Below are 23,336 nucleotides of genomic sequence, written 5' to 3'. Positions count from 1 at the left end.
GTCAGGCCTCCTCGGATTGCTGGTAACGCGCGCCGCTGGATACCGCCTGCTCGAGCAGCGCCACCAGCTCGCGCGCCCGTTTGTCGGATGTGTGCTGATCCATCGTCCGCTCATAGGCGCGCTTGGCGATGGACTGGAGGTCGGGGCTCGACAGCGCCAACGCAGCCAAAGTGTCCTGTGCATCGCGGGCGATCAGGATCTCCCTGCCGGGCGTGAAGAACTCTACGATGCCTGGCCAATCATCGCTCAGGAGCGGGACGCCGCAGGCCGCCGCCTCGAACAGACGGCCGGAGGGGCACCAGCCCATCTCCGCCATGGCTTTGCGCGTGACGTTGAGGGTCATGCGTGAGGACGCAAAGAAAGGCGCATGCTCCGATGGCGGCAGATGCCGCACGAAGTAGATGTTCGGCGACCACGGAAAGTCGTCAGGATATTGTGCTCCACCAATCAGGAAGCGCAGGTCTTGCCGCGCTCGCGCCGGTTCGACGAATAGCGCCTCGAGCCCGTGTTGGCGGTCTTCGGAGTAGGTGCCGAGATAGGACAGATCCGCGCGATAGTGCGGCTCGGACGGCACTGGGCGGTGAATATCGCTATCGACGTGGCCGTACAGGGGACGTATGTCGTGGGCCCCAAGTCGGTCGCGAAACTCCTGGACGACGCGCGGTCCGCCGGTGAAGCTGAGGACAAGCGCGAAGTCGCGTAGACCTCGCAGACCCATGTAGGGAACGGATTCTCCCGCCATGAGCCGCGCCAGCGTGATCGGGGTATCCAGATCATAGAAGACGGGTAAGGCGCGCCCTTCGGAGATGATCAGGTCGGTCGCCGCAATTGCGTCGGGACAGTAGGACGTCACGATCGCAACATCGGCATCCGCGATGTCATTGCGGGCGAGGGAGCGGGTCTCCTCCCAATTCGAAAAAAGCCGCAGCTGCCCACCGGGCAATTCATTGAAGTCCCGGGCATCGGCATAATAGGGCACGTCGCGCTCGTAGAAGACGACGATGTGGCCGAGACGCGTCAGATGCTTGCAGAGGCCGCGCCAGAGTGTGGCGTGGCCGTTGCCCCAGGAGGACGAGATCGTCAGTCCAAAAATGACGATCTTCACGCCGGCACCCGCTGGTTGATCCCGGTAATCCTGAACCCGCCTCTGTCAGCGCTGAGAGTGCTGATGCTGGATGGATCGATCTCGATCGACAGGAAGTCGTCAAGACGCCTGCGTGCGTAATGCAGCAGCGCCGCACGGATCGGCTCGGCATGACTGACGGCGATGACGGCGCCAGTCGAATTATCGTTGCGCAGTTGCTCCAAATGGCCGACGACGCGATTCTGGAGCGACCGCATGCTCTCGCCTCCGGGTGGGCGGGTGCTGCCGCGCCGCCTGTTCCAGCGTGACCATCGCGGATCCCTGCCGAGTTCCTCGAACGATCGTCCGGTCCATTCGCCATAGTCGAGCTCGTCGAGCGCGGGAACGATCTCGATCGCCGATCCGAAGTGGGCCGCAAGAATGGAGGCCGATTGCGTGCAGCGCCGCTGCGGGCTCGACTGGATCAAGGCAGGCTGCGGACTGACGTTGGTCGCACAACGCGCGACTTCCTCGCAACCGATGTCATCAAGTGTGACGCCGTTCATCCGGCCGCACAACGTGTGGCCGAGCAGGGCGTGGTGACCATGGCGGACAAGATGGATGATCCCGACCATTAGCTGTACGCCTTGTCGTCGATGAAGGCGCGCGTCCGCCGTCCAGCCTCTTCGTCGGTGAACTGCTGCGGCGGCGATTTCATGAAATAGCTCGAAGGGCCGGTCAGGGCGCCGCCCTGGCCGCGGTCCATGGCGAGTTTTGCGCAGCGGACCGCGTCGATCACGACGCCCGCCGAGTTCGGTGAGTCCCACACTTCGAGCTTGACCTCGGCGCTCAGCGGCACGCCGCCGAACGTCGTGCCTTCGAGCCGGATGAAGGCGAGCTTGCGATCGGTCAGCCAGGGTACGTGGTCGCTCGGCCCGACGTGAATGTTGTCGGGATCCATCGGGACGTCGAACTGGCTGGTGACCGCCTGGGTCTTGGATATCTTCTTCGAAGTCAGCCGCTCGCGTTCCAGCATATTCTTGAAATCGGTGTTGCCGCCGACATTAAGCTGATATGTGCGGTCTAGCCGCACGCCGCGGTCGCGAAACAAATTGGCAAGCACGCGGTGCAGGATAGTCGCGCCGACCTGGCTCTTGATGTCGTCGCCGATGATCGGAAGGCCGGCATCGTCGAACCGCCGCCGCCAGTCCGGATTTGAGGCGATGAAGACAGGGATGCAATTGACGTAACCGCAGCCGGCTTCGATCGCGCGTGCCGCATACCATTCGCTTGCGCGTTGTGAGCCGACGGGCAGGTAGGACACCAGAACGTCGGTGCGCGACATCGCCAGGACTTCCGAAACATCGGCCTCCGGCACGTCAGCGACCGGAACGTCATCTTCGAGATAATGACCGATGCCGTCCATCACCGGGCCACGTTGAACAACCACGCCAGTCTGATCGACATCAGCGAAGCGATGCGTGTTGTTTGGCTTGGCAAAGATGGCATCGGCGACGTCGCGCCCGACCTTGCTGGCGTTGACGTCGAAGGCCGATGCGATCTGGATATCGTTGATGTGGTACCCGCCGAGGTCGACGTTCATCAGGCCGGGCACAGGCTCGTTCGAATTGGCGTTCCGATAGTAGGTGAGACCCTGGACGAACGAGCTTGCGCAGTTGCCGACGCCGACGATACCGACGCGTACGCGCCGCCTGTCCTGAAGACGGGAGTGCATGGACGAAAACCTCCGGCGCGTGGTGTCAGCGTAAGTAGGTCGGCGAACGTGCCGGAAGGTATGTTCGTTCCTGCGTCCAAGCCGCTATGCCTGCGCGCGGATCGATTCCGGGCAAGAAAATGCACCGGGCTTAACCTGGGATAGAATCCGGGGCTGCATGAAAGGAACGAAGATCATCTTGGATGAAGATGAAGAAGATGATGCAGGTCGTCTCGCATCAGCCGTGTCGCGCCGTAAAGAACAAATCTTGCCGACCCGCGTTTCACGGCAGATGGTTCGATGCGATGCCGTGACATTGCCGGACCTACCAACAGGCGAGGTGCCGCATGACGTCCAAAACCCAGAGCAGCGAAGCCCAGCAGACCACCGACCACGCTGCGATGCGCAAATGGGTGGATGAGCGCGGTGGCCAGCCGGCGACGGTCAAGGCAACCGAGGAGGACGGGCATGCCGGCATCCTGCGTATCGATTTCGATCCGCCGGATGAGGGCCTCGACCGTATCGGCTGGGACGAACTCTTCGATAAATTCGATCAGGCTGATATTGCCTTGCTGCACCAGGACCGGACCAGGGACGGCAAGCTGAGCCGTTTCCACAAATTCGTCCGCCGCTAGCCGGATCGCCGGCGATGGCGAACGATTGGGTGGAGGCGATGCGCGCGGGCGATTTCGCGCGCGCCTGGGCCATCAACGACCGCGATCTGGCAGTGCTGGCATATCCGCCAAAGCACACTGGCCCGCGTCATCTCCAGCGGATCTGGCGTGGAGAGCCGCTCACGGACAGGCACGTGCTGGTGCGCTGCTACCACGGGCTCGGCGACACCCTCCAATTTCTGCGCTTCATGCAGCCTCTCCGCGACTTGGCGCGCAGCGTCACGGTCTGGTGTCAGGCCGGACTCTTACCGCTGGTGGAGCGCGCGACAGGCGTCGATCGCGCACTTGTGCTCCAAGAGGGGACGCCCGAAACAGATTTCGAGGTGGATATAGAGATTATGGAGGTACCGCACGCTCTCAAGGTAGGGCGAGAGCAAGTCGCGATGCCCGCGCCATATTTGACTCTGCCAGCGAGGAGCACGCCGGTTTCAGTCGACGGCGAAGTTTTTGCCGTCGGCCTGGTCTGGGAAGTTGGCCAATGGGACAAGCGACGGGCGATTCCGCCCGCAATGCTGCGACATCTCGCTGTCCCTAGCGTAGCGCTTCACTCGCTTCAGAGGGATGCGCCGGCTGAAGATCTCATCCGGATCGGCGCGTGCGACATCAGTACGCCGGACATCCCGACCCTCGGCCATCTTCTTTGCCAGCTCGATCTGGCCATTTGCGTGGATACCATGGTCGCACATCTCGCGGGCGCACTCGGATGCGAGGCCTGGGTGCTGCTGCACGCCGACTGTGACTGGCGGTGGCCATCCTCAGGGTGCCGCTCACTTTGGTATCCGAGCTTGCGGTTGTTTCGTCAAAAGGCGGCTGGCGACTGGGGCGCTGTCATCTCTGAGGTGGCCGAAGCATTGCGGGCGCGTGCGAATTGCAAGCAAAGGGTCGCATAAATACCGTTAGGCCGGCACGACGGCCGCTTTATCCGATTCCAGTTGGGCTGGCCGCGCGCTTTGATCGCGCGGCCGGACGCCAAGATAGTTGGGCTCGAAGCCCGCCAGCCGAACCAGCCCGGGCCAGTCCGAGATCACCAGAGTCTTGCCCTGCCATTGCAACAGGTTGCCCTGCCGTAGCGCCTGGATGGTGCGGTTGGCGTGGACGGGAGAGATGCTGCAGGCGGCGGCGAGGTCGGATTGGGTGAAGGGCGAAGACAACCGCAAATCCTTGGCGAGCCCGACATTTTGCAGTCGCGTGGTGATCTCGCAGAGCAGGTGGGCCACTCGTGTCAACGCATCCCGGCTGCCGAGGTTGATGGTCCAGTTGCGCTGTATGGCGTGGTCACGAAGCAGCATTAGCAGCAGGGTACGCGACAATGCAGGCGAGCGAGCTGATAGCTCGCGGAAGAAGCGATGTGGCACGAGCGCGACAACGGCGGGGCCGAGCGCAATGAGGTTGCCGTTGACGCGGGGCCGGTAGAGTGTCTGGAGGTCAGCGATGTCGCCGGGCACAGAGATCGATGTGATCTGCCCGTTTGCTCGCTGGGCATCCTGCCAGGACAGATAACCCTGGAGCAGCACGCAGCATTGATGGCTGTCGTCGCCGTGGCGCAGGATCGCCTGATGTGAATTGAGGTGCGCGATCGTGCTCGGCATCTCTGCCAGCAGATCGAGATCGTCGGCGGTCACGTCACCGAGACTCGCCAGGTGATCGGCGAGCCTGGAAAAAGCAAATCCAGTCTGCATTGGTCTTCCGATCGCCCGCGCCTCCACCAACTCTGACTCAAATGGAAAAGGGCAGGCAATAACCTGTGATACTGTCTATAGATCCATGCGTATGCATCGGCGGATACAAGTCGACCTTCGACGATCTTCAATGTTCCCACGGAAAGGAGATCACACTAGGAGGCCGCTGCAAACCGCGCGAAAATTTATCTACGGGTCGCTCGATCTTTAACAATGTTGAATCTCCCGCCGTCCCCGTTGCCTTAGTCTTAGGTCTTCAGCTGGAGGCGGATGTTCGACACCGATCCGACGGCGCTTTTGCGCGCCGTGCTCGAGGAAGTTTGCAAAACCATCTTCTGTCGCGAGATTGGTGCCCGGACTCACGTGGCCTCGAAGCTTCTGGAAGCGGCGACAAGAGGACAGACGTCTTTTGACGACCTCAGGCAGGCCGGTTCCAGGGCTTTGTCCGAAGCCTCCGTCGCGCGGAGGTATAGGTGAGAGGAACGAGCGTCCTACCCGGGGATTTGAGCAAGGTCTCCACCGGAAGACGCTCATGCACGAAGTTGATGCCGCCCCACTGACTGCTACCCTGACGAGGGCTACGGACGACATCTGGATCGCCGACGATGCACCCATCAGTGCAGCGGGCTTGCGCCTGCCTGTTCGCATGACGGTCATCCGGTTGTCGAACGGCGACCTTATCCTGCACTCGCCGGTGCGATATTCGCGAGCTCTGCGCGATGAGCTGGAACGTCTGGGTTCGATCGAATATTTGATGGCGCCGAACGTTGCGCATTGGACGTTTTTGCCTGCTTGGCAGAGAGAGTTGCCGCAAGCACGGACCTTCGCGGCGCGCGGAATTTCGGCGCGGAAGCAGGCACGCGAGGCCGGCCTTCGCATTGATCGCGAGCTCGGCGAAACCACCCCTGAAGAGTGGGCGGTCGAGCTTGAGACCGTCTCGTTGCAGGCCCCGATATTTTCCGAGGTGGAGATATTCGACAAACGGAGCCGCACATTGGTCCTGACGGATCTCGTGCAAAATCTTGATCCTCATCATCTTCCTCGCTCGAATCAGGCCGCCGCAAGCCTGCTTGGCATCGCCAAGCCGGACGGGATTGCACCGATCTATTTGCGGATGTTGTTGCGCCTGGGCGGCCGTTCCGTCCAAGCCGCGGCAGAGCGGCTCGTGGGCCTTGCGCCCGAGCGGGTCATTTTTGCCCACGGCGACTGGTTCGAAACCGGCGGCGCACAGCGTCTCCGCCGGTCACTGCGATGGCTGCTTCCTAGGAGCACTTCGCGATCGCCAACCCGGTCAATGGCAGGCACGCGCGTGGTCATTACGGGGGCATCCAGCGGAATAGGCCGGGCTGCGGCGCTGGCATTTGCGCGGGAAGGGGCGAGCGTTGCGCTCGCCGCGCGGCGCGGCGAGGTCCTGAGTGGCCTAGCGGCGGAGTGCGAGGCGCTGGGAGGCCGCGCCCTGGAAGTCCCGACCGACGTCAGCGATGCCGAGGCGGTGCAGCGACTGGCCAGGCAGGCGGAGGACGCCTTCGGCGGGATCGACGTCTGGATCAACAATGCCGGCACGGGTGTGTTCGGCGCCTACCAGGACGCCGATCTTGCACTTCATCGCCGGACTGTTGAGGTCAATCTGCTGGGAGCGATGCACGGCGCCTTCGCAGTCCTTCCGATCTTCCTGCGCCAGAAGCGAGGCGTCCTGATCAACAATATCTCGCTTGGAGGATGGGCGCCGACACCGTTCGCTGCGGCCTATACAGCAAGCAAGTTCGGCCTGCGGGGATTCACGGCAAGCCTGCGGCAGGAGCTCGGGGCACATCCTCACATCCATGTCTGCGGTGTGTTCCCGGCGATGGTGGATACGCCGGGATTCGTCCACGGCGCCAACATGTCCGGGAAGAGGCTCGATCCGGGCCCATTGTTATACCAGTCCGAAGACGTTGCCCAGACCTTTTTGAGCCTGGTTCGCGCGCCGCGCGATGAAATGGCCGTCGGGTGGCCGGCCCGTGCCGGTCAGATGGCCTACGCCGTGGCGCCGAAGCTGACCGAGGATTTGCTCGGAGGCGCGTTCCGGTTTCTCTTGTCGCGCGCGCGCCGGGCTCCGATTAGCGAGGGAAGCATGATCGAGGCGTCTCCGCCGGGCACGTCGGTCGATGGGTTGGCTGGCGCGGAAGCAGCTTCCGCCGGCTGGGGTCATCAGCGCAGGGCTAGCTGTGCTTGGAATAGCAGCGTGTGCGGCCATCGTAGCCTTGGCAGTTGCTCGTCCGCGCCGGCAGAGCGGGATAAGACGTCGCCGAGCATCCACGCATCGTACCGACGGGCATCATGGCAGCGCGTAGGCCCGCACGTAGGCGCCGAGCTTGGTGCCGAACGAGCCGTGCCCGCCATCGACCGTCACGACATATTGCTTGCCGCCTGCCTCATACGTCATCGGCGTCGATTGGCCGCCCGTCGCCGGCTTTTGCCGGGATAAAGATCGCGGGCGTGGTGCCGCCCATTCGAACGGAGATCGACCCGGCTCGGCTGCGAGGGCATGTCCATGTCCCAGACATCGTGATGCACGTTCTGGAATGACCAGCGCAGCTTCCCGGTCGTGATGTCGAGTGCGATCAGCGCTGAATCGTAGTGCTCCTTGTCAGGCGAACGGCCACCGCCCCAGATATCTGGAGAGCTCGAGCCGGGCGGGACATAGACGAGCCCGAGATTTTCATCGACCGCCGAGATGCCGTCGGCGTCACACCATTTCACGGCGAGCTCACCGTTCGGATCGGGTTGCTGGCGTCGAAGGCCCAGATCAGCCGCCCCGAATAGATGTCGAAGCTGCGGATCACGCCTGACGGGACCTTGTCGGAATAATTATCGATGACGGCACCACCGACGATCAGTACCTTGTCGGTCACGACGGGCGGCGAGGTACCCTCGTAGAAGCCGAACGTCTGGACCTCGCTACCTTCCTTGAGGTCGATCTGCCCATGATCGCCGAAGCTGGCACAAGGCGAGCCACTTTGGGCATCCAGCGCAAAGATCCGGCCGTCATCGGTCGGCACGAAGATGCGCTCCGGACAATCGCCTGGCGCCGTCGCGCCGTCGGCCGTCACGGCGCCCGGCTTCGTGGCGTGATAGGACACGCCGCGGCAGGTCATGTGCTGGAAGGCCTTGTTGTGCTGGACCTGTGGATCGAACTTCCAGCGCAACTGGCCGGTCGCCGCATCGAGCTCGAACACGATCTGGTGCGGCGAGCAGGTGTAGAGCAGATCACCGATCTTGAGCGGCGTTGCCTCGTTGGTGATCTCGTCGGGATCATCAGGACCCTTGTGATCGCCTTTGCGGAACTCCCAGGCGAGGCTTGAGATGCTTTACATTGGCTATAGTTATCTGGCGAGCGCGGAATAGCGCGCGCTGAAACCGCTGCCGCCATAACCCGTCCGGTCCTCGCCGGCGGTGGGCGGGGCTGCTTCGGAGGAGGCAATGGCGCCGGCGTCCGCGATGGTGTCGGCAAGGTCGTGACGATCGCGCGCCAGGGAGAAAGCGAGCACGCCAGCGGCCACGATCAGCACCAGGCCGAGCGCCCATTGCGCGGTCCGCATCTGCGGTATCAGGCGGCCCGCGATGAACGGCAACAGCAGCCAGACGCCCAATGGTGCAAGCACGTCGCCGCGAGCGCGAGCGACCAGAAATCCAGCCCGGCTTCCAGACCGCCCACGCCAAGGTGCCGAGCAGCAGCGCGGCATAGACCCAGAGCGCCCCTGCGCGCGAGCAGCCAGCTCGTGAGGAGGAGCGTGATGCCGGCAACGAGATAGTAGACGGAGCCGCCAAGCGTCGCGAGCCAAGCGCCGCCGCCGATGAGTGCCAATCCGATGATCGCCACAATCACAACGGTGGTGGCCAGTATCGGCGTCGCGAAGCAATCTTGCCGAACGGTGGATGGAATTCATGTGGTTTACTTCAGCGTATAGAGAAACGCGGCAATGTCGCGTGCGTCCTTCTGCGGGATGCCCATTCTGGGCATGGCGTTGCCCGGCAACGCCCGCTGCGGATCTTCGATCCAGTCGGCCATGTTGTCCGGCGAATTCTGGATATAGCTGGCGATGTAGCTCCGCGTGCCGATCCGCTGCAGCGGCGGGCCGACATTGCCGTCGGCACCTGCGATGCCGGGAATGTCGTGGCAGCTGCCGCAGTGATATTGTTTGACGAGCTCGGTGCCACGGCGCGCATCGCCCATGAAATTGTCGGGGCCGGTGGCCCTGCCTGCCTCGCAGGCCGCAGCGGTCACGGCCAGCAGCGAAGCGATGAGTAATCGAGTCGTCGGACTCACCATCGGCTGCTCCCTTTTCTAATCAGGGTTTTTGGCCGAAATTGAAGGTCTTCGTGGCGGACCACGGATCGGTCGTCGAGACTTGCTCGCTCGGGACTTGCTCGACCTCAGGCGACAGCGGATTGGCCGAGAAGGTCCGACCCCATTGCCGGCTGGGCTCGTTGCTGATCTTGCCGATATAGGTGACGAGATCCCAGATCACGCTGTCCGGCAGCACCCCGCCCCAGGCCGGCATGCCATTGGGGCGCCCCTGATAGATCGACAGGTAGATGTTCTCGGGCTGCGAGCCGTAGGTGAAGAGGTTGTTGCTCAGAGCCGGGCCCATGCCGCCGCCGCCATTCGGCGCGTGGCAGCCGACGCAATTGAAATTGACGAAATAGGTCATCCCGCGTTGCTCGGCATTGGGGTCACCCTGCACCGGGTTCTTGATCATAGGCGGATCCGGCTGCGCACCCGGCAAAAGAGTGGTCACGGGCACCTGCATGAACACGCCCGGTCGGCCATTGCCGACGCTGCCGCCGAAATTCGGGCGCGGCGCCAACATCGGCGTCTGCGCCTCCTGAGATTGTGGCAGGGTTTGCTGGGCGAGAGCTGGGCCGTTCAGGACGGCCGCAAGCAGGAGGGACAGGGCGCTCGTGCGCGGCGCAGACATCATTGACGTCCTCCGGAGGCTGCGACCGGCACGTCGACCATAGGCACGCCGTAGCTCCGTAACAGTGCGGCAATCTCGGACCGATGCTCGTCGATGTAAGCATTCAGTTGATCGCGGAGCGCGCGGTCTCCTTTGCGTACCCCCATCGAGATGGCGAACTCAAACTGCTGAGGCGCAAAACGCTCGCCGTCCTGGATCGGCGTAACCGTCAGCGGCACCCTGGAGTGCCCGGAAAAGTATCCGGCGAGCGGACCCCAGGCCGCGGCGACGTCGATCTCGCCGCGCGCGACCGCCTCGATCAGGCGTGCAGGCGGATTGGCCTGACGATAATCTCCATAGATCGAATAGCCGCGAACATTGTCGACGATGCCCAGCTCGCCGAGCGCCTGCGCCGGCGGTGGATTGTTGCCCTCATCGCCTACGAGATGAACGCCGATCACCAGACGATGCAGGCGCGGGTCGAGCAGCGAAGACAGATCGAGATGCGCGTCCTGGCGGCTGACGAAGACGTAGGTGGAGCGATAATAGGGTTTTGTGGTCTCCACGAGCTCGTAGCCGGAAGGCACCCCTATCACGACGTCGCATTTTTCCGTCTTGAGCGTGTTGCGGATGAAGCCCCGACGCTGTGCCCACCAGGTGAAGGACACCGAGCGTCCCAGCGCCTCGGCCACCATGGAGGCAAGCTTGTTCTCGAAGCCGGCTTCCGTGTTGTTGGAAAATGGCAGATTGTTTGGATCGGCGCAGACACGAAGCGTGCCATTCGGCGCGGCGAATGCGGGGAACGCGATTCCGGTCAGGCCGGCAAGCGCAAGTGCAAGAGTAAGGGCGGCGCAATCACTGCGGAGGTGCATGGCTGTTGTCCTGACCACTGGCGCCGCCGAGCTTGAACACCAGGAGCTCGCTGCCGCCCGTGGTGTAGAACGGAAGATCCTGCATCGCACCGGTGAAACCGAGCGCACCATTGCGTACGCGCTGATCGACCTCTACATTCGCCACCACGCCGGGCCAGCCGCCGACACCTGAGAGGATTGCGATGTATTGCTGCCCATCCGAGCCGCGATAGGAGATTGGTTGACCGACGAACCCGGAGCCTGCGCGGAACTGCCAGAGCACGTTGCCCTTTTTGGCGTCCACTGCCTTAAACAGGCGGTCCATCGTTCCGTAGAAGGCGACGTCGCCTGCAGTCACCAGCGCGCCACTCCAGACCGGCAGCTTTTCGTGAATTTCCCAGACCTTCTTGCGCGCGACCGGATCCCACGCCATGAACTCGCCGCGATGGCCGCCCGGGCCGGCATACATGTCGACATCGGCACCGACATAGGGCGTGCCGGCGATATAACCGACCTGCGACGCCTTGAAGTTCATGCAGAGATGCTGATGTGGAACGTACAGAAGCTTGGTGCGCGGTGACCACGCTGACGGCTGCCAATCCTTGGCGCCCGGCGCGCTCGGGCAGATGTTCTCGACCGTCTTGCCGGCCAGGGGAGTCTTCTCCTCATTCGGGATGATCTTGCCGGTCTTGAAGTCAACGCCCTTGTAGGCGTTCACGAATTCATAGGCGTCCGCCGAGATCACTTCGCCGGTGGCGCGGTCCATGACGTACATGTAGCCGTTGCGGCCAGGATGAATCAGCACCTTGCGCGGCTGACCATTCAGCTCGAGGTCGACCAATACGTTCTCGTTGATCTCGTCATGATCGAACAGATCGTGCGGGTTGACCTGATACGCCCATTTGGCATGGCCATTGTCGGGATCGCGCGCGAAAATGGTCGTGCTCCAGAGATTGTCGCCGCTACGCTGGTTCGCATTCCATGGACTGGGATTTGCGGTGCCGTAGTAGATCAGGTTGAGGTCGGGATCGTAGGAGATCCATCCCCACATGGTGCCGCCGCCCACCTGCCAGCGGTCGGCAGGCCAGCTATTGACGCCGAGATCCTTGCCCTTGAGGTTGTCGTAGAACGGCTTGAAGTCGTCGCCGATCAAGACGTCCTTGTCGGGACCCGTGGCGTAGGCGCGCCAGGCGATGGCTCCGGTGTTCTCGTCGAGCGCGGTAACCCAGCCGCGCACGCCCATCTCTCCGCCGCTGTTGCCGATGAGAACCTTGCCCTTGACGATGACGGGCGCCATCGTGATGGTCTCGCCCTTGTTGATCTCGCCGAGCTTCGTGTGCCAAAGCTCCTTCCCCGTTTTGGCATCGAGTGCGACGGAATGATTGTCGAGCGTATTGAGGAAGATCTTGCCGTTGTCGAAGGCAAGCCCGCGATTCACGACGTCGCAACAGGCAACGCCCGCCGCAGCAGGCTCCGGCTTCGGCGCATAAGACCATTTCAACTCGCCCGTTGTTGCGTCCAGCGCGAACACACGGTTCGGGTAGGGGCCGGCATAGGGGCCGACCACATACATGGTCCCGTCGACCACAAGGGGGGCGGCCTCCTGACCGCGATCCGCTCCGATCGAGAACGTCCAAGCGAGCTGCAGGCGTGAGGCATTGCCTGCGTTGATCTGATCGAGCTCGCTGTAACGGGTGTTGGCGTAGTCGCGCGCAGCCATCGGCCACTGATCGGGATCCTTCATGCGACTGGCCAGATCGGTCTGGGCAAAGCTAGGCGATAACAATGCGAGGCCTGCGCAGAGCGTACTCAGTACTCCCCACAGCAATCGCCTGAGGCCGAAACCTAACATAAGTGAAGATCTCCACGGCATCGACGAGGCCTTGCCCAGGCCGGTTTGCGAACGTACAAACGTTTGGCTTCCGCTTGGTTCCTAAGCTCTGCGGAGTGTCGCTATCTCACGACATTTCCCGAGACGCCGGCACCGAGATCGACGGCGATCTGGTCTTCCTTGCCGTTGCACTTGGGATGACCGAAGCCCGACGGGCTTTTGCCGTCAGGCCCGATGTCGTAGATGATCGCGTCCTTCATGTTGGGGCTGACGCCGGCCGGCACGTGATCGAGGCCGAGGAAGTGTCGCACGCGCCAGGCGACATTGTGATCCGCACAAGAGCTGTCGCCGCTGACGCCGAGCGCGCCGGCAATGCCGTTGCCGTCATAGAGTGCGAGCCCGCCGCCGAACACGATTACGCCGCCAACGGGCTTGCCGACCATCGGATCTTTTGCCGTGCTGAACTCCTCTGGCGTGCCCGCATAGATAACTTCCGGAGACGGCGGATTGCTGAGCGCCGCGCCGAACAGGAAGCCGCCGGGTTGGGCGCCCGCGTAGAGATTGGCAGTGGCCATCGCCTTGTTTTTCAGGCTGAACGCATTTGCCGTGTTGGCCTTCTCGGCGGCGATGGCGCGGCTGCCGAGCCATTGGTCGTCGACCTTGCTGCCGCTGTAGGCGACGGCGCAAACCACTCCCTGCCGGTTCACCACGGCAGCCCACTCGTTGTTGTCGAGGCCGCCATTGCTGGGGCCGCCGCTGGGCTTGACGCTTTTCTTCAGGATGTCCGCCAGCTGATCATGGTCGACCGGACATGACATTCCCGGGCGCGGCTGATCTTGCGCTGTCGCGCCTTGCAGCATCGCAAGAGCGGCCGCGATGATAACAGTCGCTCGGACGGTTCGTATGCCCATATGGCCTCCACGGGATGGTCGAGAGTCAGCTGGCGAACGTTGCATTACAGCTGCGGTTCCTATGTTCGCCGTGAGTCTAAGGTCATTCAGCCGGCATGCCGAGCCGCTGGAATGTGGCAGTGCGCAGGAATCGTGATGAGCCAACGATAGGCGAAGAACAGCGCTGCGCCGGTGTAGAGCATACCCATGGGCACCCACATCAAAATGCCCGCGAGCTGCTGATCTTCCAGGGGAGACAAACCGAATTCGCTGGCGAGTGCGCCTTGTCCCGGAACCCAAATGCGTGTCGACAGCGTCAGCAGTGCTCCGAGCACGCCGGAATGCAGGACGGTGACGAACAGGCAAGCGATCGCGATCCCGTCCCGCAGCCGCAGGCTGCGTCCGACGCCGCGGCCATGGAAAAGCACCCACCAGAACAACAGCGCGGTCGCGAAGAAGCTGATGTGCTGGAGGCGGTGGATGGCGGTGTTTTCGAGTGCCCACGCATAGAGAGGCGGCGCGTGCCAAGCCCAGAGCGCCAAACCATGCAGGGCGGTCGCGCTGACAGGATGGCTGATGACGGCCCATGGCCGCGCCAGAGTCGACCAACACAAGAGACGGCCCGCAGCGGGACGCAGCGAGGCGGGCAGGCTCCACATTATCGGCCCGTTGATCCGGGCGTAGGCTATCAGCGGCGCGCCGACCACCATGAGCAGCTCGTGCTCAATCATGTGCGCCGTGAACAGGCGCTCCCCGAGCCAATGCAGCGGCGATGTCAGCGTGAGCGCGACCACCAGCCATCCAGTCCAGAATGCGCCGACCTGACGGAAGCTGACACCGCGGCCGCCGCCGGCATGGCGCCACAGCCGCTGCGTGCCGACATAGAAGCCGATGCCGACGACATAAAGCGGCGCCAGTAGCCAGGGATCGGAGCTCCAGAGCGAGCCCGTGTCGACGTCCGCGATGCCGTGCGCCATTGCAGGCGTTGCCATGAGGCCAAGCAGGAACGCCAACAGGCTCAGCGCAGGCATGGGCTGATCATGAGCGATGCCGCAAGCTGGTTTAGGATCACCAGCGCAAACAGCACGCCGGAGCCGACGCCGAGCCACGCCATGAACGTCCGGGGGCCGCCGCCTTGGGCATCGGTCCACTGAGCCCCCGCGCCGCGCCGGACCGCGCGTGCCGATATCACTGTGCCCGCGAGGGCGACAACGACCAGGACCGTGCTCATGATCGTGCCGGTAAGCTTCGTCGTCTCGCACGAGAAATGGGCGAGCGCATAGACGCCTTGCAGGTTGATGCCCCAGGCTAGCGGCCCCAGGGCGACACCGGACCAATAAAGCAGTCTGGTATGTCTTTCGGCGGCGGTCATAGGCGCGGCACCCAGTCGAGCAGGACGTAGAGTGGCAGCCAGGCCAGCACGACAAAATTCCAGTAGAACACGTTATCGGTGACGTCGCTGAACCGGCGCGGCTTGGCGTGCCGGGTGAACATCAGCACTGCCAGCACGATCGTGTCGCCGACGTCGGTGGCAAGGTGGGTCGTGTGCAGTCCCAGGATCAACCAGACGATCGATCCGTAGGCCGAGTTGTCCCAGCGCGTGTTGAGATGAGCGAATTCGAAGCCGCGCAGGACGAGCAGGGCAATTCCGATCAGCGCCATCACGATGAGGCCTGGGCGTACTTTCGCAAGGTCCTGCCGATGAGCGACGCGATTGGTCATCTCGTTCGGAATGATGCTCAGGAGATAGATGATGGTCTCGGCCGTGCCGGGCCAAAGATCGGGAGGCGCTGCGCCAATCGGCCAGTTCGGATTGACGGCATAGAGATAGAGGTAGGCGCCGATCGCGATGGCAAATCCCATCCCCTCCAGCGCCATGAAGCCGATGGCGCCCCACCAGGGGCCGCTGCGCGGACCGTAGCCATAGGTAGGCAGCTCGGCGACATTGCAGACGATTGTTTGTCTCACTCTTCGTCCTCCTTGCTGCCGGCCGGCCAGAACCAGCCGATCAAGGCGACAGCCACCGGCGGCGTGCCCCACAGCACTGCCCAAGGCGTAAAGATCGAGCCGATGAAGAACACCGTTGTCGCGATGGCCGTCAGGAGCGGCCAGATGCTCGGCTCGGGAGACGCCTCCCGGATCTGCGGCTCCGCTTCGGCCAGCGATGTCAGGAGCACCTCTCGCCGCTCGACGCTGAGGCCGGCAACGACAGCCAGGCTCGCGTTGTCGAGCCAGAGCGGATCGCGGTGCTTGACCACGGGAATGCGGTCGAAATTCTGCGGCGGCGGCGGTGAGGACGTCGCCCACTCCAGGGTGGAGGCATCCCAGGGATTATCGCCCGCCAGCGTGCCGCTGCGCAGACTGAGGATCACATTGACGAGCAGCAGCGCAAAGCTGAGCGCAAAAATAGCGGCTCCGCCGCTGGACAGCAGGTTGAGGTGCGCCCAATCCATGTCGGCGGTGTAGGTGTAGACGCGGCGCGGCATCCCGATCAACCCGAGAATGTGCATCGGGAAGAACGCGACATTGAAGCCGACAAAGGCGAGCCAGAAGTTCCAGCGGCCGAGCCACTCGCTCAGCATCCGGCCGGTGATCTTGGGAAACCAATAGTAGACCGCGCCAATGAGCGGGAATACGGCGCCGCCGATCAGGACGTAATGGAAGTGGGCGACGACGAAATAGGTGTCATGTACCTGGGTGTCGATTGGGACCGACGCGACCATCACGCCGGACAGTCCGCCAAGCACGAAAATGACGATAAAGCCGATCACGAACAGGAGCGGGGTGCGGTAGACCGGGCGGCCATCCCAGAGCGTTGCCAGCCAACAAAATATCTGTAGACCGCTTGGCACCGCGATCAGCATGCTGGACGCCGTGAACAGGCCGGCGCCGAGTTGGGGCAGACCGGTTACGAACATGTGGTGGACCCACAGGCCGAACGACAAAAAGCCCGTCGCGATCAGCGAAAGGATGATGACCGGGTAGCCCACCACCGGCCGGCGCGCGAATGTGGCGAGGATCGCCGAGACCATGCCCGTACCGGGAATGAAGATGATGTAGACCTCGGGGTGGCCGAAGAACCAGAACAGATGCTGCCAGAGCAGGGGATGCCCGCCCGAAGACGAATCGTAAAAGCGCGTGTTGACGAGGCGGTCCAGGATCAGCGACGTCGATGCGACCATGATTGACGGCATCGCGAACATTACGAGGAGCGCCGTAACCAGTATCGCCCAGACGAAGAGGGGGATACGGTCGAGCGTCATGCCGGGCGCACGCTGCTTGAACACGGTCACGACGATCTCGACGGAAACCGCGAGCGCGGCGACCTCGGTGAAGGTGATCATCTGCGCCCAGACATCTGGGCGCTTCGTCGGCGTGTACTGCAGCGATGCCAGCGGAACATAGGCAAACCAGCCGACATCAGGGCCGACGTTCACCGCAAAGGAGATCCAGAGGAAGCAGCCTCCGAACAGGAACATCCAGTAGCTGAAGGCATTCAGGCGCGGGAAAGCAAGGTTTCGCGTTCCGACCATCAGCGGGACGAGATAGACGGCGAAGGCCTCCATGATAGGCACGGCGAACAGGAACATCATCGTCGAGCCGTGCATCGTGAAGATCTGGTTGTACTTGTCCGCCGACAGGAACGTGTTCTCGGGTCGGGCGAGCTGAACGCGCATGAGCACCGCGAGAAGTCCTCCGAGCAGCAGGAACGCGAATGCCGTGACGATGTAGCGGCGCCCCACGACCTTGTGGTCCACCGACATCAGTGCGCCGAAAAAGCCGGAAGGTGTGCGCCAGATGCCCTCGAGCCGGGTCGAAAGCTGGAGACCATTCAGAGCGTCATCGCGCAGCTCGCGTTGCTCGGCCACCATGCTCACTTGAGCTGCTCCAGATAGTGAAGGATCGCGATGAGCTCATCCGATTGCAGCGGCATCCTCGGCATCATGTTGCCGGGTTTGATGTGCTGGGGATCGGCGATCCAGGCGGCGAGGGTTGCCGATGACATCGGCAGCGTTCCGGCTGCAAGCGTTGTTCGGTTTCCGACGTGAGTGAGGTCGGGGCCGAGCTGCCCGCCGGCAAGCGTCCCGCGGACGGTATGGCAGAGCGCACAGCCTCTTCCGCGGAACAGCTGCTCGCCCTGCTTGCCGAGCGGGTCGGTCGGGCTGCTTGCGCTCTGGTTTTCGTGATCGCGCCAGCGGCCGAATTCGTCCGGCGATAGCGCGAGCACGGCGAAGGCCATGTGCGCGTGCTGAAGGCCGCAAAATTCGGCGCATTGGCCGCGATAGACGCCGGCATTTTTCGCCGTGAATTGAAGCTCGTTCTTCTGCCCGGTGATCAGATCCATCTTTCCGGTCAGGCTCGGGACCCAGAAGCTGTGGATCACATCGGCGGATTCAAGCTCGACCTTCACCGGTTGCCCGGTCGGAATGCGGACCTCGTTCGCGGTGACGAAGCTCTTGTCGGGGCTGTCGTCCTCGTATCGGACTTCCCACCACCATTGATGGCCTATAATCTTGAGGGTGAGAGCGTGCTCGTCCTTGGCGAAGACGGTGCGCTGACCGGCATAGCTGACGATCGAGAGCCCGAGCACGATGACGAGGGTTGCGAGCCCCAAGGCAAAGACGACGCGGCCGGTCGTTTGCTCAAAGGGCGCGTCCAGTGCGAGGGGTTGGTCAGCCCCGCGCTTCCGGCGCAGCATGCTCACGCAAAGCACGATCACCACGGCGATCCAGACGACGGCCGCCACGATCAGGAAGATGAAGAGGGTGTGGAGGATCTCGTCAGATTGAAGTCCCTGCGGATCGAGCACGGACTGGCGGCCGGCACATGCGGCCAGCGGCAACGTCGTAAATGGCACCAGAGCCGTTCGTATCCGGACGGGCATCGATGTTCGCCGTGCTCTCCTGTTGCAGGGCGAACCGGTCAATCCTATGAAGGTTCCTATTGCAGCGAGGCGGCTGGTCTCACAAGTCAGAAGGGCCAGCCCCTGGCTGCGATGAAGATTGCCCCGTCAGCCACGGCCATCAGCAGCAAGACAAGGACTATGGCAATCATCGCTCCGGGCTGGGCGATCGCGCGAAGGTCTTCGAACATATATCGTCCTCCGCGTTCGATCACCTTGCCATCAGCTTTTGTCGATCATCGCGGCGTTGCCTCGCTTCGGTGTTCCGGTCAAGCTGGGCGCATTCGCTACGACGCCAACTGCGAGCAAGCTGCCGTGGTTCCTAAGCGCGGGAACGCGGCGGGACGTCATGAGAGCGCTGTGATCAGAATTGGGGTGATCTCGGACACGCACGGGCTCCTACGGCCAGAAGTGGCGCCTTGCCTTAACGGAGTCGCGCATATCATTCATGCCCGCGATATCGGTGCCGGGCAGGTGCTCGAAGGGCTGCGCACGATTGCGCCTGTCACTGCGATTCGGGGGAATGTCGATACCGGCCATTGGGCGCGGGACTATCGGGATACGGAGACTGTGCGCCTCGGCCGGTACGACTTCTACATCCTGCATGATCTGAACGGGCTCGGGAGCAAACCTGCGCCTGAGGGCACCGCTGCCGTGATTTGCGGTCATTCGCACCGGGGAGCGTCAGGACGGTTGACGAGGTACTTTATCTCAATCCCGGGGGCGCCGGGCCGCGACGCTTCAAGCTTCCGATCACGCTTGCGACGCTCGATCTAGACGAGAGCGGCGAGCTTCGACCGATCGTGCACACGCTCGGTCGGTCCTAGCGCCGACATATGGCGCTTGGACGAAGAGGTCTGACTGCGGGTCAGGAACGCTTGCCGTCGCTTCCGTCACCGGCGCAAACTCCGGAGCCGCTCCCGGGCCGATCTGGCCCCCTCATTCCGTCGACCGTGCCGGAGGACTCCGTCAAAAATTTCGGCAAGCAGGTGCCGACGCAGCGCGCCGGAAAGCCCTCCGAGCTCGCGGCGGCCTATGTGCTGCTGCCCAACCCGCTCTCGAGCTATGCGTCGGGGGCCACGTTGGCCGTCAGCCGTTCATCTGTTCCAATGCACACAGGTGCGGGGCGGCGCCCGCGTTCAGCAATCCTGGTTGCGGCTAGCAATTCAGGACGTACCGTTTCGGGATGATGTCTGTCTAGGAGTATTTTGCCCGACGCGTCAAGCTGGATTCGAAAAAACAGAAGTACGTCGCGATCGGCCGCTAATCCATTGATTCCATTGTGGCTTACTGTGCATGGGGTTATTTTCGCGCTTCTGTTGTTGCAAGCCGATCGAGGAACCGCACGGGCAGCGAACGGTTGCTTCGAACCTGCCACACGAGGTTTCCCATGGACCTGAAAGACGCGTCCGCAATGACCGAAGCATCCGGCCTTTCTGATGATCCCAGCGTTGGTAACCCCTCGGCAGCAACCGGCGCCCGGAGAGCGGAAACCCCGCGGCATGGAGCACCTGCGAAGGCAGCCACAGCGCTCATTTCCCCAGCAACTGCGGGACATCGCCATCGCGGCACCGCTCCGGTCCCTGGCCGCGGCATTGGTGTCGGCGTCATGGTCGCCCGCCGACGCCAGGCATCCGATGCATCGTCGACTATCCTGTCGCCCGCCGGGAGGCCAACCGATGCGTCTTCGATCGGTAGATGTTGTGCCGCGACCGAGCAAGCCGAGTTAGGAACATCTCTCCCGGCGACATGTTTTCGAAGGCAGTCACGGGAGAACAGCATGGATCAGAACGACCACACCATCGTTCGGTCACGGCAGAACAGCGCAGTGGCTGGATGGTCGGCGCCATCTTCGTCATAGCGGTCGTCGCGGCAGTCTTCTACAATGGACGCGATGTCGGACATCAGACCACCACCACGACTCCGAACAACGCCCCGGCTCGACCTCATCCAGCAAGTGAACGCGCGCTACGCCGTTTCGAGACCGGAGCGCGACAGGCAGGAAATAAGAGCACGGGATCGCTGCAGATCATTCCCTGACCGTGCACTGGGAAGTGAGAAGCGAGGAACGCAAGCCGCGCCCGCCGCGTTCATTCAGCGAAGGAACCTCGCGGACTTGTCGTGCTTATCAGCGGAGGGGGGATTCGCCCCGACGAGTGAAAAATATGGAGCTTCGGCAGCAGACGGCCCAGCCATCGCTGGCGCGAACTGTTGAAGAGGTCGCGATTAGCCGACAACCCCACGATCCCTACAGAGTTGAAGGAGGTCGTGGTGGCCCAACCGACCGAAAAGAAAATCGAGAAGCGCACTTATGAAATATGGGCGGAACGGCAAACCCGAAGGCAGGGAGGAAGAATTCTTCCAGTTGGCGAACCAGGAGTTGCGAAATGAGGACAGGTCATAACCCCTCCGCACTCCAGGCAGCCTGTAGAGAGGAGAGCGCTTGCCGAATGTCTCATTTCGCAGCAGCCGAAACCATATTGCTGTACTTTGTGCTGCCCCTTTGGCTATTGGCCGGCTTTGCTGATTACCTTTGCCATCGCGCTTCTCGGATTGAGATAACGAGCGGTTATAAGGAAACTCTGCTTCATCTATTGATGTTGATCGAGCTGGCGATACCGATGCTGGCGGCGATTTTTTTGGAGATTAACGCTCTTATTATCGCGACTATGATCGCGGGCTTTGTTGCGCATCAGCTGACAGCCCTCTGGGACACAACATTCGCTAGCCATAAGCGGCTCATCACGCCCATCGAACAGCAGGTCCATAGTTTTCTTGAACTGATGCCCCTCATGGCGATGGTCATCGTGATTATCTTGAACTGGCCGCAATTCCTTAGCCTCTGGGGGATGGGGTCTGAGCCCGCACGCTACGAACTCGTCTTGAAGCGAGAGCCATTACCCTGGACCTACGTGGCTGCATTCTTATTCGCAGTCCTGCTGTTTGAAGTCCTTCCCTATATGGAGGAATTCGTTCGAGGTTTGCGATCGCGGAACAGGGCTTAGCTCCGAACGCGGAGGACCATCAATGAAGGTTGCTGTCATCGGAGGGACAGGACTATTGGGATCCGCGATTGTGGCTTACCTATCCTCGCGCGGCCATTCAATTGTTTCTATGAGTAGAAGCGTGGATTTTGGGAGTCCGAGTGCTATCTCGGTCGACCTTAACCAGGCGACGTCTCCGTCTTATTGGCTGCCCCACCTCGATGGCGTAGAGGCCGTAGTGAATTGCGCCGGGGTACTCCAAGATAGCCCAAAGGATTCCACGTCAATGGTCCATCATCAGGGCATTGCGAATCTTTTTGCCGCCTGTGAGCAACTCAAAATCCGCCGCGTCATCCATTTCTCCGCAATCGGGGTAGACCGGCAAACTCCCAGCGCGTTTTCAGAAACGAAATTATCTGGCGACAAGGCTCTGATGGGGCGTGACCTCGACTGGATCATCTTGCGGCCGTCTGTCGTGATCGGTCGGGCGGCCTATGGGGCCAGCGCGCTCATGCGAGGCTTGGCGGCCCTGCCGGCTCTGCCGGTGATGCCGAACACGGGACAGCTCCAGATCGTCCTGCTCGAGGACGTCGTGCAAACAGTGCAGCATTTTCTAGAGCCCGGTGCGCCGACACGGACAATTGTCGAACTGGTCGGCCCGCATCGCCATTCTTTCCATGAAGTCATTGCACTGATCCGCCGTTGGTACCGTTGGCCTCCGGCGCGCGAGATCCGTTTGCCGAACTTCGCTTCGAGCGTGATGTACAAATTCGGTGACATGATTTCGCTGTTGGGCTGGCGGCCTCCCGTACGAAGCACTGCCGAGCGGGAGATCAGGCGGGGCGCGGTCGGCGATCTCGAAGACATGCGGCGGCTTGGGCTGCATCCAAGAGGCCTGCCGGAGTTCTTCGCCTCCGAACCAGCTTCAGTGCAGGAACGCTGGTTTGCGCGGATGTATTTGCTCAAGCCAGCGATACTTATTGTGTTGTCTCTATTCTGGATCTCGACTGCCTTTGTCTCGCTCGGGCCGGGCTGGGGCTACGGTATGGGTCTCATGGGCGAGGGCGGCGTCGAAGGAGCGAGTGCGGCGCTCACGGTGGTCGCCGGCGCATTATCCGACCTGGTGATTGGACTCGCGATTGCCTATCGCCCAACCAGCCGGTACGGCGTCTATGCGGCCATCGCGATTTCCTTCACTTACGCGATCATCGGGACCATACTTGTGCCTCGCCTATGGGCCGACCCTCTAGGGCCGATGCTGAAAATCTGGCCGATTATCGTCCTGCATTTCGCAGCGCTAGCTGTTCTTGAAGATCGATGATGCTGTACTTCGTTCTCAAGTACTTACATATCGTCGGCGCCGCTGTCTTGCTTGGCACGGGATCCGGCATTGCATTCTTCATGCTTGCAGCTCACCTCGGCGGAAAGCCCTCCGTGATCGCGGGCGTCGCCCGAATTGTTGTGATTGCGGATTTTATCTTCACAGCCACTGCCGTCGTTGCACAGCCCGTCACAGGCTCGCTGCTTGTGCTGCACGTCGGTTACTCCTTCTGGGAAGGATGGATCGTTTGGTCGATCGTGCTGTATCTCATCACAGGGGCGCTATGGCTGCCCGTTGTTTGGATGCAAATGCGCCTTAGGGACATTGCCTCAATCGCGGCGGCAAAAGGCTCGCCTTTGCCTCCTGAATATCACCGAATTTTTTGGCTATGGTTCGCCTTCGGCATTCCAGCGTTCACTGCCGTAGCCGCTATACTCTGGCTGATGATAGCCAAACCCCAACCTGCGGTTTTTTGAAAGATGGGAG

Annotated in this window: 23 protein-coding genes and 4 pseudogenes; 9 read left to right on the top strand and 18 right to left on the bottom strand. The window is 62.1% G+C overall.

Annotated elements, in window-relative coordinates; all coding sequences use genetic code 11:
• Position 1: 1 nt before the first annotated feature.
• Genes A3AS_RS0134460 through A3AS_RS0134450 form a run of 3 tightly spaced genes read right to left on the bottom strand, consistent with a single transcriptional unit; the run spans position 2 to position 2,798 of the window.
• On the bottom strand, positions 2 to 1,105 hold the full coding sequence (locus A3AS_RS0134460; RefSeq protein ID WP_018322029.1) for a glycosyltransferase: 1,104 nt from the start codon (positions 1,103 to 1,105) through the stop codon (positions 2 to 4).
• On the bottom strand, positions 1,102 to 1,698 hold the full coding sequence (locus A3AS_RS0134455) for a histidine phosphatase family protein (protein ID WP_018322028.1): 597 nt from the start codon (positions 1,696 to 1,698) through the stop codon (positions 1,102 to 1,104). The genes A3AS_RS0134460 and A3AS_RS0134455 overlap by 4 nt, the downstream gene beginning before the upstream one ends.
• Positions 1,698 to 2,798, bottom strand: a complete 1,101-nt coding sequence (locus A3AS_RS0134450) for an inositol-3-phosphate synthase (RefSeq protein WP_018322027.1) — start codon at positions 2,796 to 2,798, stop codon at positions 1,698 to 1,700. The genes A3AS_RS0134455 and A3AS_RS0134450 overlap by 1 nt, the downstream gene beginning before the upstream one ends.
• A gap of 326 nt (positions 2,799 to 3,124) precedes the next feature.
• Here A3AS_RS0134450 and A3AS_RS0134440 point away from each other — a divergent pair, with 326 nt between their 5' ends.
• Both A3AS_RS0134440 and A3AS_RS0134435 read left to right on the top strand, forming a co-directional pair.
• Positions 3,125 to 3,412, top strand: a complete 288-nt coding sequence (locus A3AS_RS0134440) for a hypothetical protein (RefSeq protein WP_018322025.1) — start codon at positions 3,125 to 3,127, stop codon at positions 3,410 to 3,412.
• Between the two features lie 14 nt (positions 3,413 to 3,426).
• Positions 3,427 to 4,341, top strand: a complete 915-nt coding sequence (locus A3AS_RS0134435; protein ID WP_018322024.1) for a hypothetical protein — start codon at positions 3,427 to 3,429, stop codon at positions 4,339 to 4,341.
• Positions 4,342 to 4,347: 6 nt separating this feature from the next.
• Here A3AS_RS0134435 and A3AS_RS0134430 read toward each other — a convergent pair whose 3' ends face one another.
• Positions 4,348 to 5,130, bottom strand: a complete 783-nt coding sequence (locus A3AS_RS0134430) for a Crp/Fnr family transcriptional regulator (RefSeq protein WP_018322023.1) — start codon at positions 5,128 to 5,130, stop codon at positions 4,348 to 4,350.
• A gap of 532 nt (positions 5,131 to 5,662) precedes the next feature.
• On the opposite strand from A3AS_RS0134430, the pseudogene A3AS_RS49500 reads away from it, so the two are divergent.
• Positions 5,663 to 6,100, top strand: a pseudogene (locus A3AS_RS49500) (DUF4336 domain-containing protein); the annotation flags it as partial.
• 324 nt (positions 6,101 to 6,424) lie between these two features.
• Positions 6,425 to 7,463, top strand: a pseudogene (locus A3AS_RS49495) (SDR family oxidoreductase).
• An 88-nt stretch (positions 7,464 to 7,551) separates the two neighbouring features.
• Here the strand turns inward: A3AS_RS49495 and A3AS_RS49490 are convergent.
• The 14 genes from A3AS_RS49490 to A3AS_RS49870 all read right to left on the bottom strand — a co-directional run bounded on the left by A3AS_RS49490 (position 7,552) and on the right by A3AS_RS49870 (position 18,736).
• Positions 7,552 to 7,872: a PQQ-binding-like beta-propeller repeat protein gene (locus A3AS_RS49490; protein WP_026202666.1), complete on the bottom strand. Its 321-nt coding sequence runs from the start codon at positions 7,870 to 7,872 to the stop codon at positions 7,552 to 7,554.
• Positions 7,869 to 8,348 (bottom strand): PQQ-binding-like beta-propeller repeat protein, encoded by a 480-nt coding sequence (locus tag A3AS_RS49485; RefSeq protein WP_026202665.1) that lies wholly within the window; start codon positions 8,346 to 8,348, stop codon positions 7,869 to 7,871. Before A3AS_RS49485 ends, A3AS_RS49490 begins: the two co-directional genes overlap by 4 nt.
• Before the next feature lie 147 nt (positions 8,349 to 8,495).
• Positions 8,496 to 8,774, bottom strand: a complete 279-nt coding sequence (locus A3AS_RS49480) for a hypothetical protein (protein WP_245283346.1) — start codon at positions 8,772 to 8,774, stop codon at positions 8,496 to 8,498.
• 290 nt (positions 8,775 to 9,064) lie between these two features.
• Complete coding sequence (locus A3AS_RS0134390; protein ID WP_018322021.1) at positions 9,065 to 9,442, bottom strand: cytochrome c family protein; 378 nt, start codon at positions 9,440 to 9,442, stop codon at positions 9,065 to 9,067.
• A gap of 19 nt (positions 9,443 to 9,461) precedes the next feature.
• On the bottom strand, positions 9,462 to 10,091 hold the full coding sequence (locus A3AS_RS0134385) for a cytochrome c (RefSeq protein ID WP_026202662.1): 630 nt from the start codon (positions 10,089 to 10,091) through the stop codon (positions 9,462 to 9,464).
• Positions 10,091 to 10,942 carry a substrate-binding domain-containing protein gene (locus tag A3AS_RS0134380; RefSeq protein WP_018322019.1) on the bottom strand — a complete coding sequence of 284 codons (852 nt, stop codon included), beginning with the start codon at positions 10,940 to 10,942 and terminating at the stop codon, positions 10,091 to 10,093. Before A3AS_RS0134380 ends, A3AS_RS0134385 begins: the two co-directional genes overlap by 1 nt.
• Positions 10,926 to 12,773: a methanol/ethanol family PQQ-dependent dehydrogenase gene (locus A3AS_RS0134375; protein WP_026202661.1), complete on the bottom strand. Its 1,848-nt coding sequence runs from the start codon at positions 12,771 to 12,773 to the stop codon at positions 10,926 to 10,928. The genes A3AS_RS0134380 and A3AS_RS0134375 overlap by 17 nt, the downstream gene beginning before the upstream one ends.
• Before the next feature lie 101 nt (positions 12,774 to 12,874).
• Entirely contained in the window at positions 12,875 to 13,663 is a 789-nt protein-coding gene (locus tag A3AS_RS0134370; RefSeq protein ID WP_026202660.1) for a heme-binding protein, read from the bottom strand.
• An 86-nt stretch (positions 13,664 to 13,749) separates the two neighbouring features.
• Positions 13,750 to 14,673: a cytochrome c oxidase assembly protein gene (locus tag A3AS_RS0134365; RefSeq protein ID WP_018322016.1), complete on the bottom strand. Its 924-nt coding sequence runs from the start codon at positions 14,671 to 14,673 to the stop codon at positions 13,750 to 13,752.
• Entirely contained in the window at positions 14,661 to 15,014 is a 354-nt protein-coding gene (locus A3AS_RS0134360) for a hypothetical protein (RefSeq protein ID WP_018322015.1), read from the bottom strand. Before A3AS_RS0134360 ends, A3AS_RS0134365 begins: the two co-directional genes overlap by 13 nt.
• Positions 15,011 to 15,610, bottom strand: a complete 600-nt coding sequence (locus A3AS_RS0134355; RefSeq protein ID WP_018322014.1) for a cytochrome c oxidase subunit 3 — start codon at positions 15,608 to 15,610, stop codon at positions 15,011 to 15,013. The genes A3AS_RS0134360 and A3AS_RS0134355 overlap by 4 nt, the downstream gene beginning before the upstream one ends.
• Positions 15,607 to 17,514: a cytochrome c oxidase subunit I gene (gene ctaD, locus A3AS_RS0134350; RefSeq protein WP_018322013.1), complete on the bottom strand. Its 1,908-nt coding sequence runs from the start codon at positions 17,512 to 17,514 to the stop codon at positions 15,607 to 15,609. The genes A3AS_RS0134355 and ctaD overlap by 4 nt, the downstream gene beginning before the upstream one ends.
• 2 nt (positions 17,515 to 17,516) lie before the next feature.
• Complete coding sequence (coxB, locus tag A3AS_RS0134345; RefSeq protein WP_245283345.1) at positions 17,517 to 18,500, bottom strand: cytochrome c oxidase subunit II; 984 nt, start codon at positions 18,498 to 18,500, stop codon at positions 17,517 to 17,519.
• Positions 18,501 to 18,613: 113 nt separating this feature from the next.
• Complete coding sequence (locus tag A3AS_RS49870) at positions 18,614 to 18,736, bottom strand: hypothetical protein (RefSeq protein ID WP_018322011.1); 123 nt, start codon at positions 18,734 to 18,736, stop codon at positions 18,614 to 18,616.
• 169 nt (positions 18,737 to 18,905) lie between these two features.
• Here A3AS_RS49870 and A3AS_RS47870 point away from each other — a divergent pair.
• From A3AS_RS47870 to A3AS_RS0134315, 5 genes and pseudogenes are all read left to right on the top strand, one after another.
• A pseudogene (locus A3AS_RS47870) lies at positions 18,906 to 19,372 on the top strand (metallophosphoesterase family protein).
• A gap of 80 nt (positions 19,373 to 19,452) precedes the next feature.
• Positions 19,453 to 19,639, top strand: a pseudogene (locus A3AS_RS49475) (NAD(P)-dependent oxidoreductase); the annotation flags it as partial.
• Between the two features lie 1,356 nt (positions 19,640 to 20,995).
• Positions 20,996 to 21,550: a hypothetical protein gene (locus A3AS_RS0134325; RefSeq protein ID WP_020508791.1), complete on the top strand. Its 555-nt coding sequence runs from the start codon at positions 20,996 to 20,998 to the stop codon at positions 21,548 to 21,550.
• 22 nt (positions 21,551 to 21,572) lie between these two features.
• Entirely contained in the window at positions 21,573 to 22,850 is a 1,278-nt protein-coding gene (locus tag A3AS_RS0134320) for an SDR family oxidoreductase (RefSeq protein ID WP_026202656.1), read from the top strand.
• Complete coding sequence (locus tag A3AS_RS0134315) at positions 22,850 to 23,326, top strand: DUF2269 domain-containing protein (protein ID WP_026202655.1); 477 nt, start codon at positions 22,850 to 22,852, stop codon at positions 23,324 to 23,326. Before A3AS_RS0134320 ends, A3AS_RS0134315 begins: the two co-directional genes overlap by 1 nt.
• Positions 23,327 to 23,336 lie beyond the last annotated feature (10 nt).

The organism is Bradyrhizobium sp. WSM2793 (assembly GCF_000379585.1).
Taxonomy (GTDB): Bacteria; Pseudomonadota; Alphaproteobacteria; order Rhizobiales; family Xanthobacteraceae; genus Bradyrhizobium.
The sequence above is the reverse complement of the archived record's forward strand: the minus strand, read 5'-3'. Positions and strand labels throughout refer to the sequence as shown.